Here is a 17,197-nt window from a genome sequence, read left to right as displayed (position 1 = left end):
CCTGCTCACGGTCCGCCATTGCCGGTATCATGGCTCCTGGCCGGGGCCGGCTAATGTGCCCCGCCTGAGATCATGCGGGGCGTGGGGCCCAGCGACACAGGCAAGGACGGCAGCAGGGCAACTCAATGGCTAAGCATATTTTCGTTACCGGCGGCGTCGTCAGCTCGCTCGGCAAGGGCCTGACCAGCGCTTCAATCGGCATGCTCCTCGAGAAGCGAGGGCTGTCGGTCCGGATGCAGAAGCTGGACCCGTACATCAACGTCGACCCGGGCACGATGAGCCCGTATCAGCACGGCGAGGTCTACGTCCTCGACGACGGCAGCGAGACCGACCTCGACCTGGGGCACTACGAGCGGTTCACCGGCAGCCCGCTGACGCGGGACTCCAACTACACCACCGGCCAGATCTACCAGTCGGTGATCAACAAGGAACGGCGGGGCGAATTCCTCGGGAAAACGGTCCAGGTGATCCCCCACATCACCAACGAAATCAAGGGCGTGATCGAACGGATCGCCGAGACCAAGGCGACCGACGACCCTACCGAGCGGCCGGTAGACGTGGTGATTACCGAGATCGGCGGCACCGTGGGCGACATCGAGTCGCTGCCCTTCATGGAGGCGATCCGGCAATTCGCCATCGAGAAGGGCAAACAGGAGTGCCTGTTCATCCACCTGACTCTGGTGCCCTACCTCAAGGCGGCCCGCGAGCTCAAGACCAAGCCAACCCAGCACTCGGTCGGCCTGCTCCGTCAGATTGGCATCCAGCCCGACGTGCTGGTTTGCCGCACCGAACAGCCGATCAGCCGCGAGGACCGCGAGAAAATTGCCCTGTTCTGCAATGTCTCGCTGGAAGCAGTGATCGAAGAACGCGACAAGGACTTCTCGATCTACGAGGTCCCGCTGAGCCTGCTGGACAACCGCCTCGACTCGCTGATCTGCGACAGGCTGGGGCTCAAGACTCCCGATCCCAATCTATCCGACTGGCACGAGCTGCTGCAGCGGCTGCGGAATCCGAGCCACGAGGTCTCGATTGCGGTGGTCGGCAAGTACGCCGAGCACCGGGACGCCTACAAATCCATCTACGAGGCGATCGACCACGCCGGCATCGCCCACCGGGCCCAGATCCGCGTAGGCCGCATCCGCAGCGAGGACGTCGAGGCGGAGGGCCCCGAGCGGCTGCTCTCTGGCTACGACGGCATCCTGGTTCCGGGCGGTTTTGGCGAACGTGGGATCGAGGGCAAGGTGCAGGCGATCCGATTCGCCCGCGAGAAGGGGATCCCGTTCTTCGGGATCTGCCTTGGCATGCAGTGCGCCGTGGTTGAGTTCGCCCGCCACGTGGTGGGTCTCGAGGGAGCCCACTCGACCGAGTTCGACAAGGACACGCCCGACCCCGTGATCTGCCTGCTGGACGAGCAGCGGAACGTGGTGGACATGGGCGGCACTATGCGGCTCGGCGCGCAGCCGACCCGCCTGGAGCCCGGCAGCGAGGCCGCCAAATGCTACGGCTCGTCGGACATCAGCGAGCGGCACCGCCACCGGTACGAGTTCAACAACTGTTACAGGAGCCGCTTTAACGCCCACGGGATGCGGATCACGGGCACCAGCCCCGACGACGCCCTGGTGGAAGTGGTCGAGGTGCCGGACCACCCGTGGTTCCTGGCCGTGCAGTACCACCCCGAGTTCAAGAGCAAGCCGACCGCGGCGCAGCCGCTGTTCGCTGGGTTTGTCGGGGCGGCGGTTCAGCACCGCATGAAGAAGCGTGCGAACGCCAGCGCCGAGGGGACCCCCGCGGCCGAAGAACAGCCGACAACGCCCAGCTAGCCGCTCCCCCTCATCGGTTCCCCCCCCAAGGCAACGCAGCGAGCCCATGGACGAACAACCGCAAGGCGAGAAGCCTAAGATCATCATCGACGAGGACTGGAAAACCCAGGTCCAGGCCGAGAAGGCAGCCGCCAAGCAGGGCGACCCGGCCGCGGGTGAGCCGGCCGCCCCCGGAGAGCCCCCGCAGGCCGCCGATCAGACGCCGCCCGGCGCCGCCGACTTCCCCGACGATCCCGAGATGCCGCCGGCGTCGTTCGAGATGCTGCTTACCGGGCTGGCGACGGAGGCGATGATGTCGCTCGGTCAGATCCCCAACCCGATTACCGGCGAGGCCAAGGTCCGGCGGAATCAGGCCAAGTACCTGATCGACACCATCGGCGTGCTCCAGGAACGCACCAAGGGCAACGTCTCGCCCGAAGAGGCTCAAGCGATCGATGGGCTATTGCACCAGCTGCGGATGGCCTACGTGCGGACACCCAGCGCCTAGAGCGCGATGGACCTCCCCTTAGCTTTGGTGGCCCTTAGCTTTGGTGGCCCGTCGCTTTGGTAACCCGTAGCATCGCTGGCCGGCAGCGTCGCCAGCGGGCTGCGGCCGCGTCGAGGCGGCTGCTCCGCATCAAGAGAAAAAAACCACGCCCAGCCACGGCGTGCCAGGCATCCGCTGCCTGAACTGCCCACAACGTTATGACTTGCATCCCGGGCCGGGTGACAACGGTCGGGAACGTCGGGCAAATGTCGCGCTGGGCGTGGTTTCCGTTTTGATCCGCCGCTAGGCGGTTAATTCGTCGAATAGCTTTCCAAACTCGGGCATCTGCTGGTCGATCATCTCGGACCAGCTCTCTGGCCTCCACAGCTCGACGCAGACTGCCGCGCCGACCACCACTACGGACCCGCCCGGCTCAACCCCGAGGAACTCTCGGAACCCCTCCGGGATTAACAGGCGGCCGCGGCCGGCCAGCTGCACACTGCGGTGCCGGGTCGAGAGCAGCCGACCGAGCGATTGCACCTCGGCCAGACGCCCCTCTAGCCGCCCCGCGGCGATCTTTGACTCAAGGATCCGCTTCCCCTGCTCGAGCTTCTCCTGCACCCGCTCAGGCCGCCACAGGCCAAGGCAGCCAGGACGCTCCTTCGCGAGGAGCAGCTCGCCACCGTCGGCGGCAAGCTCCTCCCCCATTTCTGGCGGCAGCGACAGACGATATCGGTCATCCAGGCTGCGGATCGACTCACCGACTAGCACGAACCGACACCTGCCTTACCGCTGCACCAAAATATTGTAGGGCAATTTCGTGGGATACCGACCCAAACAAGCAATTGAAACGCAACACCTGTGGGTTTCTCGCCCACAGGCAAGATTCTAACGGCGATGCCACCCGGATCAAGCACCCCAATCGGGGGATATCCGCAATATCGCTTACCTCAGCCAGACGCGTGCATGCAATGCGGCTCTCGCAGATGAGCAGCAATGGAAAGCAGGGCAGAAGCAGGGCTAAGACGAACCACCCCCAGAGCAGCTCAGCTAAAGAACTGGCCGCGGTCAGGCGGGTGGAACGCATTGCGGAAGTGCTGGACCGACTCGGGACGCGTGGAGCCCTTGGGCCACACGATGGCGACCACGTCGAATCGGGCCGGGTGCTCCAGCAGGCCGTGGGCCTTGAGAAAAGCAAGGGCCGAGCGAGAAATGCGCCGCTGCTGCTCGGCGCCGACCGCCTCGGCGGGGCTGCCGCCGCGGAGCGAGCGGCGGGTCTTTACCTCGACAAACACGACGGTCTCGCGGGACTCGACCACGATCAGGTCGATCTCCCCGAACCGTCCGCGGTGACCGCCGGCGACCATCACACACCCTGCGCGGCGGAGCAGACGGGCCGCGTAGGCCTCGCCGCGCTGCCCCAGGGTCGCGGCCCGGGGCCCGGCGCCGACCCGGGCGAGGCCGCGCTGCACACGGCGCAGCAGACTACTCACAATCGCCCTCTCGGCTGGCGGGACGGGCGGCTGCGGTCAGGCCGCAGACCGGACTACTTGAGGCCCGTTTACTTGAGGCCCGACTACTTGAGATCGGTGCGACGCTCGCGGAGGCGGGTCGCCTTGCCGGTGCGGTCGCGGAGGTAGTACAGCTTGGCGCGACGCACGCGGGCCGAACGCTTCACGTCGATCTTGGCGATACGCGGCGAGTGGACCGGGAACTTCCGCTCCACGCCCTCGTTGTTCACGATCCGCCGGACGGTGAACATCTCGTTGACGCCCGAGCCGCTCATCGCGATCACGACGCCCGAGAACACCTGGACGCGTTCCTTGTTGCCTTCCAGGATCTTGTTGTGCACGTCGACCGTGTCGCCGACCTCGAACTTCGGCTTGTCCTCTTTGAGGCTCGCCTTCGCAACAAGGTCAAGGATCTGCTGGCTCATCTTGTTTTTCCTTACGCTGTCCGCCCCAGCGCCGGTTGGCTTGCGGGGCGAGAAAATCGGGATCGTTGTTCTATTTGCTGTCCGCGTCGGGCGGCTCGTGAGAGCCTTCCTCCGCGGGGGAGTCCAGTAAGTCTTGTCGCCGATCGCGGGTACGCCTGAGGCTGTCCTGCCGCCGCCACTCGGCGATGTCGGGGTGGTTCCCGTTCAGCAGCACGTCGGGGACCGCCAGGCCCCGGTACTCCCGGGGTCGGGTGTACTGGGCGTGCTCCAGCAGCCGGTTGCCGCGGGAGAACGAGTCCTCGATGCTGCTGTTCTCGTCGCCCAGCACGCCGGGCAACAACCGCACCACCGCATCCACTATCGTCATCGCGGCGACCTCGCCCCCGTTGAGGACAAAGTCGCCCACCGATACCTCTTCGGGCGACAACAGGTCCATGACCCGCTGGTCGAACCCCTCGTACCGCCCGCACAGCAGCAGCAGCCGGTCGCTCTGGGCCAGCTCCTCCGCTACACGCTGGTCGAACCGCCGCCCCTGCGGGGTCAGCAGGATCAGCCGCCCTGGCGGCTGCTCCGCGTCGCGCTGCGACTGCACGGCCTCGACACACTCCACTACGGGCTCGGGCTTGAGCACCATCCCGGGGCCGCCGCCGAAGGGCCGGTCGTCCACGTTCCGGTGCTTGCTCCGCGCCCAGTCGCGGATGTTGTGCAGGTCGACCCTTACCAAGCCGCGGTCGATCGCCAGCTTGAGCAAGCTCTGACTCAGGTAACCGGAGAAGATCTCCGGGAACAGAGTCAGCACATCGAACCGCATGACTCACCCCATCCGCGTCCAAACCTCGCAAGAAGCGACACGACTACTCGGCCGGCTTCTCTTCGCTCGACTCTTCAGCAGCCGGGGCCTCCTCGGCGGGGGCGGCGTCGTCAGCCTTGGCCTCTTCGGCCGGCGCCTCGGCGGCAGCCTCTTCAGCGGGCTTCTCCTCAGCGGCCCCTTCGGCGGCCCCTTCAGCGGCAGGAGCGGCCGCCTCTTCGGCTGGCTTCTCCGGCTCCGGCGCCTTGGGAAGCGAAGCGGGCTCGCCCGGATCGGGAACCTCGCGGCCCATGGCCAGACGGTCGAGGGCCTGCTTCTGGGCGTCGAGGTGCGTGCCTTCGGGGCCGTACTTCTTGATCAACACCGCCACTTTTTCCGAGGGCTGGGCGCCAACACCGAGCCAGTACTCCACGCGTTCCTTCTTGAGCAGGGCGCGGGCGTCGGTCTCGGGGACCATCGGGTCGTACGTGCCCAGCTCTTCCAGCACACGGCCGTCGCGGGGCGACCGCTTGTCCATGGCGCAGATGCGGAAAAACGGGCGATGGGTCCGGCCCATCTTCTTCATGCGGATACGTACGGACACGCGGAACTCCTCGGGAAATATGTGGGGGTTGATTGGCCCGCGCTCAATGGTCGCTCAGGGCGGGCAGGTGTTTTGCTTGGTAGTGCTTGGCTAGCCAGAGAAAACTGGAATCCAGGATTCTGAGCGATTTCGGCCCAGGTGACAAGGCCCAACAGCCCTGCTCCCGCAAGCCGAGCGGCCTCACCCGGAACCACCTTCCTCGGCAGATTGCCACGCCCAGATGAACCCCGCCCCATCGTCGCCCTACCCCCGACGGCCCTGCCCCCGACGGCCCGAGCCCCGGCGGCGCCCGGCCGCAAGCCGCCCTCCTTCGTAAAGTCCGAAACATCGATCGAAGGGGACAAAACCCCCTTCGCACCATTTCCAAGCACGCCACAAGCCATTTTCACAGAACGACTTACAACAATCCACCTAGCCCCTGCCGAGGGGGTTTTGTCCGCTACTAACAGCAAAGGAGCCAACACCCCGGCCAGCCGCCGCGCCGGTAGCCAACCCTCTGCCCGACGCCACCGCGCAGCACCAGCGGCCCAACGCGACAATCCCCGCGCGGCGCTGGCCAAGAGTGGACATTCGAACACTACCCATTGGAGCACATCGGGTGCGCACTTTCCACAAGAAAACGCCCACCCCGAGAGCCAGGCGGCCGAATGTACCGCTGGTTCTCCGAGCCAGCAATGGGCCGGGTCGGCCACGCCGCCAACGGCCCCAGATCGAGACGGGGGCCGCAAGTCAGGGCTCGGAGAGCCCTGGATACACTCAGCTGCCGAACCCGAACCCGAACCACTCACTCAACACGCCCCAAGCGCGGACCCCTTGCGGCGGGCGCGCCACTATCCAGCTTGCTCGCAGTGCGGCGCGGGTACCTGGTTCACACTGCCAGCGAGCTGGCAGTGGCACCAGGCGATGCGCCCACCGGCCGCAACTAAGAGCCGCCCGAGCTTGGCCCCGTCGTCGCCACGCCAGTGCTCGGCGGGCTCCACCACACGTACTCACGCCAAGCGGCGTGACGCTCTTTTCCCCGCCGCCCGCTACACGGGCTGTCTCAACCTGCGCGCCGCCTGAAAAAGACGCGTCACAATAGGCGGCTGGCGTGCTTTCTAGCGAAAGGCAGCCGCATGCTTGGTTCGGGCTCTTCCTTCTAGATCACCCGCTCCGCCTTGCCCAGCTTCCCGGATTGAGTTTTCGGGAGGGACAGCCCCACTTCAGATTGGAATGCGTTTCAGTCTTCTTCATCCTTCAGGCATTTTAGAAAAGCACCGAATGATCCTGCCAACGAAGAGACAAGGTCGTCTTTCCGCTCACGCCACACGGCGCGATCGCCACCAGGCAAGTGGGCAATGTCCTTGTACAAGACTTGCCCATGTCGCGCGCCAGCAAGCCCTAGAAGTAGCAGGTCGTCTCGGCAGCATCGCCCGATAATCAGGGTATCTTCCGGAACCATACCGCTATACTTGTAACGAGCAAAGGATAGCGAGTCGTACTCCGCACAATGGACCGGAGCTGCCAAGTTCTCATCCACCCAGCAGAACCAATCAATCCACAGATCCTCTCCTAGCCAGTCCGCGTAGAAATAGCCAAGCTCAGGAACCCCGCCATTGAAAACGGATAGGAACGCTTTGTAATCGTTCGATAGCCCACCACCGAGTTGCGAATCCAGGGCTTGCACTTGACTTGCAGAGAGACCGGGACGAGTGCTGCTAAAAACCATCGAGTGCATAATGAATACCTTTCGCACGTTTATAACTGACCGCGGCTGTTTACTTGTAGCCGCCCCCCCACAGCTTGGCTCCGCCCGAGTGTCCAACCTTTTCGTGTACGGCGGTCGGCACTAGCAGCATTACGCCGCGTCGGCTGTCATGATGCCATGTGTGAGGCTCACCTAGTTCTTCACTCCAGTTGTACTTACCCGGCTTTCCATATGCCTTGTTGGCATTCGCAATATCTTTCCTAGGGTTCTTGCCGTCTGGAACCACCTTCTTGATCTTCTTGATTGTAGATGGCTCGAAGGTTATTAGCCGTCCGTACTTAGGATGTGCGAAAACATTCACACGGTGGGTGAAACAAAGGTGTCAGGAATGCTCTGTCGAAAACCCCATCTTGCTAGCTAAACAACGCCGCCGCAAGCATTCGTAGAGAGTGCATGGCGACGACGAGCAAGTCCCCGATAGCGGTGCTGAACGCGGCGTGGCGGGTGGCGCAGGACGCATTGCCGGCGTACTCGCACCGATGCAGCCCGAAGAAGTTTACGCAGCACCAGCTGTTCGCGTGCCTGGTGCTGAAGAAGTTCCTCAAGACCGACTACCGCGGTGTTGAGGCGTGCCTGCGTGACAGCAGCGATCTGCGGTCGGCGATCGAACTGGAGAAGGTCCCGCACTACACCACGCTGCAGAAGGCCGCCGACCGGCTGCTGCTCAAGCCGCTGGCGCGACGGTTGCTGGACGCCACGGTCTGCAGCCACCTGGGCAGACGCCGACGCGTGCCGCTGGCCGCGATCGACTCCACCGGGCTCGAGTGCACGTCCGCCAGCGCGTACTTCGTGAGGCGCCGGGCGGCAGTCTCCAGCCCCTGGAAAACGGTGGTCTACCACCGCTTTCCCAAGCTGAGTGTCATCTGCAATGTCGACACCCACTTCATCCTGGCGTTTGAGACCTCCCGCGGACCTCACCCCGATGTGGCCGACTTCCGCCCGCTGCTAGACGACGCCCGCAGGCGGGTCGGCATGACGTCGATCCTCGCCGACGCCGGTTACGACTCCGAGGCCAACCACCGCCACGCCCGCGAGGCTTGCGGCGTCCGCACCGTCATCCCCGCCAAGCACGGCCGGCCGACCGACAAGCCGGCCAGGGGCCGCTACCGCCGGCTGATGCAGGTGCGGTTCCAACGCGACGCCTACCGGCGCCGCTCCCAAGTTGAGACCGTCATGTCGATGATCAAACGCCGTCAGGGAGCCCACGTCCCCGCACGCAGCGTCCGCCGACAACACCGAGAACTACGCTTGATGGCCCTCGCGCACAACATCATGATCCTTTTAACGCGACGGGTTTTCGACAGAGCCTGTCTGACACCTTTTTCACCTCGCGGCGGATAGGCAGGCGGCAGAATGTATCGCTGGTTCTCCGAACCAGCAAATTGGTGGGCCGAGCCCCGCGTTCAATCCCTCCCACGCCAGGCGGCTCGCTAGTCAGGGCTCGGAGAGCCCTGGATACATTCAGACGCCGGAAGTTGCTGAGGGGACGCCCCCCTGAGGGCAACCTGTAGGAGGCCTCTCTGAGGCCGATTTCGCTCTAACCTTGCCAGCGGTATCGGGCTCGGAGAGCCCTCCTGCAGCCGGATGTTAACGAATTGAAGCGAACGCCTGCGAGTGCGGCCCACCCAAACAAAAACGCCCCGCCGAAACCAGACCGGCGGGGCGTCTTGCATTGTTGACAGTGCGCTAGCAGCTTAGTGGCTGTGCGCGGGCTCGCCATCGTGGCTGTGCACCGACACGGTCGCCGCGACGGTCTTGGCGGGCGTGGCGGGCTTCGCTTCGGCGACCGGCTCCTTGCCCTCGTAGGCGCGGTACAGGTCCTTGATGGCCGCCTCGAGGTCGGTCGCGGTCTTCGGGTCGGCGGCCTGCTTGGTCTTCATCGCGGCCACGATCACGCCGTGGGCCGCCTTGAGCTGCTCGACGTACTTCGGGTTGTCGCTCTTGATCCGCTGGGCGAGGAAGTACTGGCCGATGATCTCTTGGATGTTCGAGGCGTGCGCCTCCTTTGTGGCGACCCACCGCGACAGCTGGTTGTGGCCGGTGGCGTCGTGCGTGCCCGAGAGCTCGCCGATCTGGGTGATCGCCTTGGCGATAGTCTCGGTGTCCTCGAGCATCTCGTCGAAGCGGCGCTGGTCGCCGTAGATGCCGCAGGGGACCTGGCAGTGCGCGGCGGCGATCTGCGGGACGACGAGCACGGCGGCGAGTGCGACAGCACTGAGAATGGACTTCATAGTTGCCTTGTGGGTTAGTGACTGTGACGAAACTTCGGAAGGCGCCAGATCAGGTCCGACGCCTGAAACATACTCTACGGCCCCGACCACCCTACGGCAATTCGCATCACTGCATGCCGCAATCTTCGGAGGTTATGCAGGGCCATTGTTGCAATTAACCCCGCAAACGATACATTGCGTCGCGGAGTGACAGGCGATCCTCCCCCCACCTACGCGACCCCCTCGCACAATCTGCCCATGTTTGCCCGCGCGATGCGGCGCTCGCTGAGCGCCGCTTGCTTGCTGTTTTCTGCCGCCGCGACTGTCGAGTGCGCCGCCCAGCAATTCGTTAGCCCCAACCGGACCGCCTCTGCACCGCGACGCGGCGCCGTGGCCGTGCACTATTCCGCCGATACCAGGCCCACTAACGCGAGGCCCACGCCCGGCCTGCCTGCAACCGCGGGGGCGGACCCCCAACCGGCGCCACCGCCCGCCGTGCAATTCGAGCCAGGTGAACTCACCGCCCACGGCGCCAATGTCTCGCGACTGGCGGCCAACTGTGTCTCCGGGAGTCACTTCACCGAAATCGGCTGCTGCTCGCCAGCCGCGGGCGTGCCGCCGCTGCTGGAGCCCTACCAGGCCTTCCCAGCAGCCAGCGATGTCAACGCCGTGACGTTCCCTGACGAGTTCTTTGCCGGCGGGCGGGACATCAGCGTGATCCAAGTCGACGAGTTGACCCACTACGGCTCAGCGCCCCCCAGCTTCGAGGACTTCACATCCTGGCGTGGCGGTGGCTCCTGGGCCGGTCAGAAGCCCCTGCAGGGCGGTGGTTTCGTCGCCCTGGATGCCGCGGTCGGCACACGCTAGCGTCTGGGGACCCGGAGCTCAGGGACCCGGAGCTTGGGGGCGCTAGAGCTGAGTCCAGGGACGACCGACTAGGGCTGCAGCTCCAAAATCTCGATCTTGCGGAAGTCGTAGGGCGCGCTCTCCGACTGGATCGAGATGTAGCCGCCGGTAAGGTCTCGCTCGGCGCCGCCGTCCAACAACCGCTTGGCGTCGGCGTCGTTCGGGTCGAGCTGCGGCCGGGTGTACGCCATCACCTGCTCGCCGTCGACAAAGTGCTTGATCGAGTCGCCGCGGACCTCGGCCTCGATCGTCATCCACTCGCCGTGCGGCACGGTCTTGCTCGACGAGTTCGTGCAGTGCGGCGTGAACAGCTTGCCTTCGAGAAAGACCGTGGTCCCGGGCGTGCAGAGGTTGGCGGTCGAGCGGGGCTGGCCGTCGTCGCGGCCGGCCAGGATCTGCACCTCGAGCGACGCCGGGAACTCCTGATCCAGCACCATCGACTCGGGCGACTGGCAATGCAGCATCAGGCCGTTGTTCCGCTCGGCCCAGCCCGGGCTCCCCTCGGGCTGCTCGCCGACCGAGCGGCACTCGACGCGGATGCGGTAGTTGCTGAACGAGTCCTTGTGGAACAGGTGCCCGTAGCGCCCGCGGTAGCGGCCCTCGTACTGATCGAACCGCACCTTCAGCAGGCCGTCCTCGACACGGAAGGTGTCGGCGAAGTTCTCGCCCGCCTCGTGCCCACGGATCTTGGGGGTCCAGCCGGTCAGGTCCTGGCCGTTGAACAGCTGCCGCCACTCCTCGGCGTTGAGTGTGGGCGTTGCGATCGGGGCGAGCGTGGCCAGGCAGATTCCGGCCGCGAGGAGCAGGCGTGCGGGCATGATGCGAAGATCTCTTGAGGAGTGGGAGTTTGTCGTTCGGCCCCCAAGTATAGCCGCAGTCGACCCCACAAAGCCAATCGCACGGTCTGCTCAGACCGACTCGCCCGCCAGGTAGCCGGTGGCGAAGGCGGACTGGAAGTTGTACCCGCCGATCGGCCCGTCGAGGTCGAGCACCTCGCCCGCCAGGTACAACCCGGGCGAGACCCGGCTCTGCATGTCGCGGGACGCGACTTCCTTGAGCGAGACCCCGCCGGCGGTCACCTCGGCCTTCTTGAAACCGAGCGTCCCGGAGAGCGGCGCCCTGCCCCGCTTCACCGCGTCGACAATCCTGCCGGTCGCGGCCTTGCCGAGCTCTGCGGTCCGCTGGTCGGGCGGGACGCCGGCGATGGCGAGCAGCTGCTCGACGACGCTCCGCGGCAGCAGTTCGGTCAGCACCGCCAGCACGTTCTTGCCGCCGCTCCGCAGCCGCTCCCGGAGCTGCTCCTCAACCACGTCCGGCGTGAAGTCGAACACGGCCGACCAGTCGGCGGCCGGGCGCTCGGTGATCGCCCGGCTGAGGTCCATCGCGACCGGGCCCGAGAGCCCGAAGTGCGTGAACAGCAGCGAGCCGCGGCGGGTGTCGGCCGGCTTCGCGCCGGGCTCGACCGCGCTCAAGCGGACGTCGCTCAGCGTGACGCCCTGCAGCTCGTGGAGCCACGTCGCGGTGCTGGTCAGCGGCGCGAGCGCGGGCCGCGTGGGGACAATCTTGTGCCCCAACTGCTTGGCCCAGGCGTAGCCGTCGCCAGTCGTGCCGCAGCCTGGCCAGGAGCGGCCGCCGCTCGACAGCACCACGCGGGGCGTCGTGACCGTGCGGGCCGGGGTCGTGATCTCGTAGTCGTCGCCGACCCGGACAAGCTGCTCGACCGGCTCGCCGAGCGACATCACCGCGCCGGCATTCTGCACCGCCGCGATGCACGCCCGGGCGACGTCGAGCGCCCGGTTGCTGACCGGGAAGACCTTGCCCGTCTCCTCGACCTTGGTCGGCACGCCCCAGGAGTGGAACAGGTCGACCACGTCCTCCGGGCCCAGACAGGCAAACGGGGCGTGGAGGAAGCGTTCGCCCTGGCGGCCGAACGCGGCGGCCATGTCGCGGGCGGTGGCGGCGTGGGTCAGGTTGCAGCGGGTGCCGCCCGACATCAGGATCTTGACGCCCGCCTTGCGATTTTTCTCGAGCAGCAGCACGCGCCGGCCCCGGGCAGCTGCCCGCCAAGCGGCGAACATGCCGGCCGCGCCGGCGCCAATTACAACGACCTCCCACTTTTCATTCATGCCGACAATCGTAGCGTCCGACGGACCAGTCTGTAACGTCCAGGCGCGAGCCGCGTACCAGAAGCGTAGGGCCGGCCGCCGGTTGTTGGCCCCGCCCCCCAGCAACGTGGTACACTGGACATGGACACACGCCCTCCAATCCGTCGCCCTGTTATGCGTACCGCCGCGATGTGCGTCTCGCCGTTCGAAATCACGCTGGCGGCCCTGGTCTGGCTCGCCGCCCTGGGGGTTGTCGCCCACGGCGAGGCCCCGGTCCCCGTGGCGAACCCGGTCCCCGTGGCGAACCAAGCGCCCGCCGCCGGGCCCCCGGCTGAGGGCGAGCAAGCAGTCCCGCCCAACAACGCCCAGCGCCCCGCTCCCATTCCGGCCGACGACGCCGAGCGGCAGGCGGTTTGGCAGAGCCCCCCGATGCAGTTCGCCCTGGCTTGGCTGCAGGAGTACTTCCGCACCTCGCGGCAGTCGCCCCCCGAGGTCGAGCAGGCCTACCTAGACCGACTGTCAAAGCTCTCCGCAGAAGAGCTCCGGGCGTGGCTGCAGCAGTTCCTGCGTCAGCACCAGCAGACCGCGGTAGAGAACCAACGCTTCTCAGCGGTCCGCCGGCAGTCGGTCGCCGAGGCCGCGTCGTTGAAAACGCCGTCCCGCGTCCCGCGCACTGGCGTCGCGGGGCGATACCCCAACTACGTGCAGCCGCTCTCGGCGCAGCGGCCGTTCAACAACCCGACCTACAGCCCCGTGGGGTCGCCGCTCCGGTCGCTGCAGATCGTCAACTACCTCGACACGCTCGAGGTCCTCGACTACATCCGCGACGTCCGCAGCAGCGGGCGATGACGGTCCGGTCGGCCCCTGACGAGAGTGCCCCGGCGGCCCTATGCTACCGGGCATGAGCCTGCCCGAATGGAAGCTGCCCCCTGGCGTGCCGCGCGGCGTGTGGGACTACGCGCAGTCGGTCGCGGTTGCGCAGGACTACGACGACTACCACGCCCTCAACCCGCTGTTCGAGTTTGAAGAGGCGGTGCTGCGTGAGGAGTTCTCCCGCCCCGGCACGGTCGCGGACCTCGGCTGCGGCACCGGCCGGGCGCTGCTGCCGCTCGTGCGGGAGGGGCACCGCGGCCTCGCGATCGACCTCTCGCAGAACATGCTCGACGTCGTCCGCGAGAAGGCGGAGCTCGAACGCCTGCCGGTCGAGTGCCTGCAGGCCAACCTGACCGAGCTCGACGCGGTGGCCGATCAGAGCGTCGACTACGCGATGTGCCTGTTCAGCACGCTGGGGATGATCCGCCAGCGGAAGATGCGGCGCCGGGCGCTGGCCCACATGCGGCGTGTCCTGCGGCCGGGCGGGCGGCTGGTGCTGCACGTGCACAACTTCTGGTTCAACCTCTGGGACCCCGGCGGCCCGTGGTGGGTCGCCCGCAGCCTGGCGGCGGCCGCCTCGCCCCGCGCGCGGGGCGGCGACTGGGACCTGGGCGACAAGTACTTCCCCTACCGCGGCGTGCCCAATTTCTACCTGCACGTCTTCCGCGAGCGCGAGCTCCGCGCCGACCTCCGCACCGCCGAACTGGCCGTCCGCCGCTGGATCCCGCTGGAGGTCCGCCGCCGGCACGCGCTGCCCCACCCCTGGTTTGCCCGGGCGCTGCGGGCCAACGGCTGGATCGTCGTGGTCGAGCGGTGACGGGGCGCTGACGGGCCGCCGACCGGCCGCGACGGGGCCTGGGCAGGCGGGGCCCGCTGGGCGAAGCTTCTCCCACCGGTCGCAATCGACTATCATCAAGCTGCAGGAAGAACGCCTAATCTCTACGGACGCCCGATGATCGCACCGATTCTCGCCCAGATTGAAAATCTCCGGGACCTCCTCCCGCTGGCCGTCACCTTCATAGTGGTGGTCCTGCTGATCGGACTGGCCATCTTCATCTTCAGCTACGGCAAGCTGTGGCTGCAAGCATGGTCGTCCAATGTGTGGATGAACCCGTTCGACTTGGTCTTCATGAGCCTCCGCCAGGTCCACGCCCGGACGATCGTCGACGCCCGGATCATGGCGACCCAGGCCGGCGTCGGCAGCGACCCCGCGACCGGCATCACCACCCGCCGGCTCGAGGCCCACTACCTGGCCGGCGGCAACGTGCCGCGGGTGATCAACGCGTTGATCGCCGCACACCGCGCCGACATCGACCTCGACTTCGACCGCGCCGCGGCCATCGACCTGGCCGGCCGCGACGTGCTCGACGCCGTCAAGACGAGCGTCTACCCGAAGGTGATCGACTGCCCCGACCCCGAGAAGTCGCCCAGGACCACGCTCAGCGCGGTCGCCAAGAGCGGCGTCGAACTCAAGATCCGCGCGCGGGTGACCGTCCGCACCAACCTCAAGCAGCTGATCGGCGGGGCCACCGAAGAGACCATCATCGCCCGCGTCGGCGAGGGCATCATCACCGCGATCGGCTCGGCTCAGGACCACCAGGCGGTGATGGAGAACCCCGACCGGATCTCCAAGGCGGTGCTCGAGCGGGGCCTCGACGCGCACACGGCGTTTGAGATTGTCTCGATCGATATCGCCGACATCGACATCGGCGAGAACATCGGGGCCCGGCTGCAGGCCGACCAGGCCGAGGCCGACACCCGCAAGGCTCAGGCGTTTGCCGAGCAGCGTCGCGCGGACGCCATCGCCCGCGAGCAAGAGATGAAGGCCGACGTCGCGGCCAACCGGGCCGGCGTGCTGCTGGCTCAGGCCGAGGTGCCGATGGCCATGGCCGAGGCGTTCAAGCGGGGCACGCTCGAGACCTCGCGGAACGGCGCCGGCTAGGCGTGCGACCGCGCAGGGCCGCCTGCCGCTGAAGGGTCACCGCGGCCCAAGGGTCACCTACCCCTACTGGCGCCGCAGGGCGTACTCGAACGCCGCCTGGATAGCAGACTCGGTCTCGGGGTCGGGCTTGGTGAGCAGCCGCCACGAGCCGTCGATGTACTCGAGCTCGAAGTCCTTGACGTCTTCGCCGTCGCGGGTCTTGATGGGCGAGCTGCTGCTGATCGGCGCCGCCTTGTCGGTCATCGGCTGACCAAACTGGATCTCGAATTCGTTGTCCGACCCGTCGCCGCTATCAGCAGCATCGCGGCCGCGGTCGTCCTGGGACTTCTCGTCTTCCTTGTCGCGGTCGCGGTTGTGGGTGAACATGGTCACCGTGTAGCGACGTGTGATGGTAATCGTGCCGCGGTAGTTCTCGTCCTCGGAGGTCGGCTTCACCAATTTCCGCTCGACGCCGTGGCTCCACTCGGTGTTGGCGCCCCCGGCGGGGCCAGGATCGTGGGCCGAACTGTCCTCCGTGCCCACAATCCGGTCGATGTCGTCGTAGATGTGGTCGAACTTGACCTCGGCCTCCGGACGCGGCGGCTCCACGGGCGCGGGAGGCTTGCTTTCGGTTTCGCAGCCGCTTAGTACGGCCACGGCAATCGCCGTCAGCAGAGTCCGGGCCGGCAGGCGGTTTGGTTGCGGGTAGGAAGAGGTCGGCATCGGCGCAGGAGAACGGGTTAGAGAGCGTGGGCTTTACCAGGGCCGCGGAGCGGCTGCGTCGCATGCTTCAGGATAGCACTAGACCCCGCCCCGGGCCAACCGAAACCGCTCGCCGCAGGGCCTAATCGGCGTGACTCGCCTAAACCGGCTAACCGGACTCCGTGCCGCCCGTGCGTGCGTCAGGGGTCGCCAGCAGTGGGTGCGGGCCCCAACATAACCGCCGTCAGCGTGACCAACATCAGCACGATAAACAGGTAGACACCCGCCACACCGATCCAGTGGGTCCAGTGGCGGCGTTTCCCCTCACGGCGGTCGCCGAGCATGCCGACGGTCACCAAACCAGCGGCGACCAATTGCGGCAGCAGCATGGAGCAGTACACAACCGCCACCATGCCGTGGTACCCCGATTGGTAGCCGACGAAGGAGTAAATCAGTAGTCGGGAGAAGAACCTCGCGATCGGTTCTGCCGCCGCCCAAACGAACACCCAACGCCAGCGCCCCGGCGTCCGCCAGGCGAGCGTCGCCCCGACCGATAGCACGAGCACGAAACGGAACAGTTGGTAGACTGAGTGCACCCAGTAGGACGCCTCACCCGCAGCGGCAAACACCGCGAACAGCACAAGCTGGGCGAGCACCTCGAGCCCGCTAAGCAGCAGCAGGCCGTGCCCCGGCTGCCAATCTCGCACCCCCGCCCGCCGCGCTAGCAGCACCACCAGCAGCGCCGACAACTCGGCGCTCGCCGGCAAGTACCACATCAGCGTGAGCGCCGACCGGGGATCGTCGATCTGGTCGGAAGTTCGCTGGTAAGAGAACACGACTGCGAACACCACCGACGCCACCGCGGTCCACAGCAGCAGGTGGCCGATCCGCAGCGGCGGCAACGCAGACTCCGTCAGGCAGTCCTCGACGAACTGACTTTCGTCGTGGTCGTCGAACGGGCTCTCTGCCGCCATCACCGGGGTTCTCCGAGTATTAGGACGACTCACCCGCTAATCATGACAGCGCCGAGGGAGCTTGAAACGGGGACTGGCTCTCGACCGCCGAGCACGGCCTCGCCTTAGGGCAAGCGCGGCGGCGGTCGCGTGCCTGTCCCCCTTTC

19 protein-coding genes are annotated in these 17,197 nt (G+C 66.4%); 7 read left to right on the top strand and 12 right to left on the bottom strand.

All coding sequences use genetic code 11. From position 1 onward, the window contains the following. Nucleotides 1-125 precede the first annotated feature (125 nt). Nucleotides 126-1,820 (top strand): CTP synthase, encoded by a 1,695-nt coding sequence (locus Pla123a_RS19025; protein WP_146589915.1) that lies wholly within the window; start codon nt 126-128, stop codon nt 1,818-1,820. Between the two features lie 46 nt (nt 1,821-1,866). Then, nucleotides 1,867-2,307 carry a DUF1844 domain-containing protein gene (locus Pla123a_RS19020; protein ID WP_146589913.1) on the top strand — a complete coding sequence of 147 codons (441 nt, stop codon included), beginning with the start codon at nt 1,867-1,869 and terminating at the stop codon, nt 2,305-2,307. Between the two features lie 282 nt (nt 2,308-2,589). On the opposite strand, the gene Pla123a_RS19015 is transcribed toward Pla123a_RS19020, so the two are convergent. The 7 genes from Pla123a_RS19015 to Pla123a_RS25340 all read right to left on the bottom strand — a co-directional run bounded on the left by Pla123a_RS19015 (nt 2,590) and on the right by Pla123a_RS25340 (nt 7,586). Continuing rightward, a complete protein-coding gene (locus Pla123a_RS19015) occupies nt 2,590-3,057 on the bottom strand; it encodes a division/cell wall cluster transcriptional repressor MraZ (protein ID WP_231956554.1) in 468 nt (155 codons plus the stop codon). Between the two features lie 275 nt (nt 3,058-3,332). Further along, entirely contained in the window at nt 3,333-3,779 is a 447-nt protein-coding gene (locus Pla123a_RS19010) for a YraN family protein (protein WP_231956553.1), read from the bottom strand. An 83-nt stretch (nt 3,780-3,862) separates the two neighbouring features. Beyond that, the gene (gene rplS, locus Pla123a_RS19005; RefSeq protein WP_146589911.1) at nt 3,863-4,222 is read right to left on the bottom strand and encodes a 50S ribosomal protein L19; all 360 of its coding nucleotides are present in this window, start codon (nt 4,220-4,222) and stop codon (nt 3,863-3,865) included. A 70-nt stretch (nt 4,223-4,292) separates the two neighbouring features. Continuing rightward, complete coding sequence (gene trmD, locus Pla123a_RS19000) at nt 4,293-5,033, bottom strand: tRNA (guanosine(37)-N1)-methyltransferase TrmD (RefSeq protein WP_146589909.1); 741 nt, start codon at nt 5,031-5,033, stop codon at nt 4,293-4,295. Nucleotides 5,034-5,076: 43 nt separating this feature from the next. Beyond that, nucleotides 5,077-5,613 (bottom strand): 30S ribosomal protein S16, encoded by a 537-nt coding sequence (gene rpsP, locus Pla123a_RS18995; protein WP_231956552.1) that lies wholly within the window; start codon nt 5,611-5,613, stop codon nt 5,077-5,079. A 1,219-nt stretch (nt 5,614-6,832) separates the two neighbouring features. After that, the gene (locus Pla123a_RS18990) at nt 6,833-7,330 is read right to left on the bottom strand and encodes an SMI1/KNR4 family protein (protein WP_146589907.1); all 498 of its coding nucleotides are present in this window, start codon (nt 7,328-7,330) and stop codon (nt 6,833-6,835) included. A 40-nt stretch (nt 7,331-7,370) separates the two neighbouring features. Continuing rightward, complete coding sequence (locus Pla123a_RS25340; protein ID WP_391542832.1) at nt 7,371-7,586, bottom strand: HNH endonuclease; 216 nt, start codon at nt 7,584-7,586, stop codon at nt 7,371-7,373. A gap of 167 nt (nt 7,587-7,753) precedes the next feature. On the opposite strand from Pla123a_RS25340, the gene Pla123a_RS18980 reads away from it, so the two are divergent. Then, nucleotides 7,754-8,701 (top strand): IS5 family transposase, encoded by a 948-nt coding sequence (locus tag Pla123a_RS18980; RefSeq protein WP_146589903.1) that lies wholly within the window; start codon nt 7,754-7,756, stop codon nt 8,699-8,701. A 353-nt stretch (nt 8,702-9,054) separates the two neighbouring features. On the opposite strand, the gene Pla123a_RS18975 is transcribed toward Pla123a_RS18980, so the two are convergent. Beyond that, a complete protein-coding gene (locus Pla123a_RS18975; protein WP_146589901.1) occupies nt 9,055-9,591 on the bottom strand; it encodes a superoxide dismutase [Ni] in 537 nt (178 codons plus the stop codon). Nucleotides 9,592-10,065: 474 nt separating this feature from the next. Between Pla123a_RS18975 and Pla123a_RS18970 the strand changes: the two genes are divergently transcribed. Further along, nucleotides 10,066-10,437, top strand: a complete 372-nt coding sequence (locus tag Pla123a_RS18970; protein ID WP_146589899.1) for a hypothetical protein — start codon at nt 10,066-10,068, stop codon at nt 10,435-10,437. A 68-nt stretch (nt 10,438-10,505) separates the two neighbouring features. On the opposite strand, the gene Pla123a_RS18965 is transcribed toward Pla123a_RS18970, so the two are convergent. Both Pla123a_RS18965 and Pla123a_RS18960 read right to left on the bottom strand, forming a co-directional pair. Next, the gene (locus Pla123a_RS18965) at nt 10,506-11,294 is read right to left on the bottom strand and encodes a 3-keto-disaccharide hydrolase (protein WP_146589897.1); all 789 of its coding nucleotides are present in this window, start codon (nt 11,292-11,294) and stop codon (nt 10,506-10,508) included. Nucleotides 11,295-11,384: 90 nt separating this feature from the next. Next, complete coding sequence (locus Pla123a_RS18960; RefSeq protein ID WP_146589895.1) at nt 11,385-12,602, bottom strand: BaiN/RdsA family NAD(P)/FAD-dependent oxidoreductase; 1,218 nt, start codon at nt 12,600-12,602, stop codon at nt 11,385-11,387. Between the two features lie 153 nt (nt 12,603-12,755). On the opposite strand from Pla123a_RS18960, the gene Pla123a_RS18955 reads away from it, so the two are divergent. The 3 genes from Pla123a_RS18955 (at nt 12,756) to floA (ending at nt 15,396) form a co-directional block, all read left to right on the top strand. Beyond that, on the top strand, nt 12,756-13,430 hold the full coding sequence (locus Pla123a_RS18955) for a hypothetical protein (RefSeq protein ID WP_146589893.1): 675 nt from the start codon (nt 12,756-12,758) through the stop codon (nt 13,428-13,430). A gap of 52 nt (nt 13,431-13,482) precedes the next feature. Beyond that, on the top strand, nt 13,483-14,271 hold the full coding sequence (locus Pla123a_RS18950) for a class I SAM-dependent methyltransferase (protein WP_197528110.1): 789 nt from the start codon (nt 13,483-13,485) through the stop codon (nt 14,269-14,271). Nucleotides 14,272-14,406: 135 nt separating this feature from the next. Continuing rightward, on the top strand, nt 14,407-15,396 hold the full coding sequence (gene floA / locus Pla123a_RS18945) for a flotillin-like protein FloA (protein ID WP_146589889.1): 990 nt from the start codon (nt 14,407-14,409) through the stop codon (nt 15,394-15,396). 63 nt (nt 15,397-15,459) lie between these two features. Here the strand turns inward: floA and Pla123a_RS18940 are convergent, their stop codons facing one another. Next, a complete protein-coding gene (locus tag Pla123a_RS18940) occupies nt 15,460-16,098 on the bottom strand; it encodes a hypothetical protein (protein WP_146589887.1) in 639 nt (212 codons plus the stop codon). 179 nt (nt 16,099-16,277) lie between these two features. After that, nucleotides 16,278-17,051 (bottom strand): hypothetical protein, encoded by a 774-nt coding sequence (locus tag Pla123a_RS18935; RefSeq protein ID WP_146589885.1) that lies wholly within the window; start codon nt 17,049-17,051, stop codon nt 16,278-16,280. Nucleotides 17,052-17,197 lie beyond the last annotated feature (146 nt).

This window comes from Posidoniimonas polymericola (assembly GCF_007859935.1).
Classification (GTDB): Bacteria; Planctomycetota; Planctomycetia; order Pirellulales; family Lacipirellulaceae; genus Posidoniimonas; species Posidoniimonas polymericola.
This window is presented reverse-complemented; position numbering and strand designations above follow the sequence as displayed.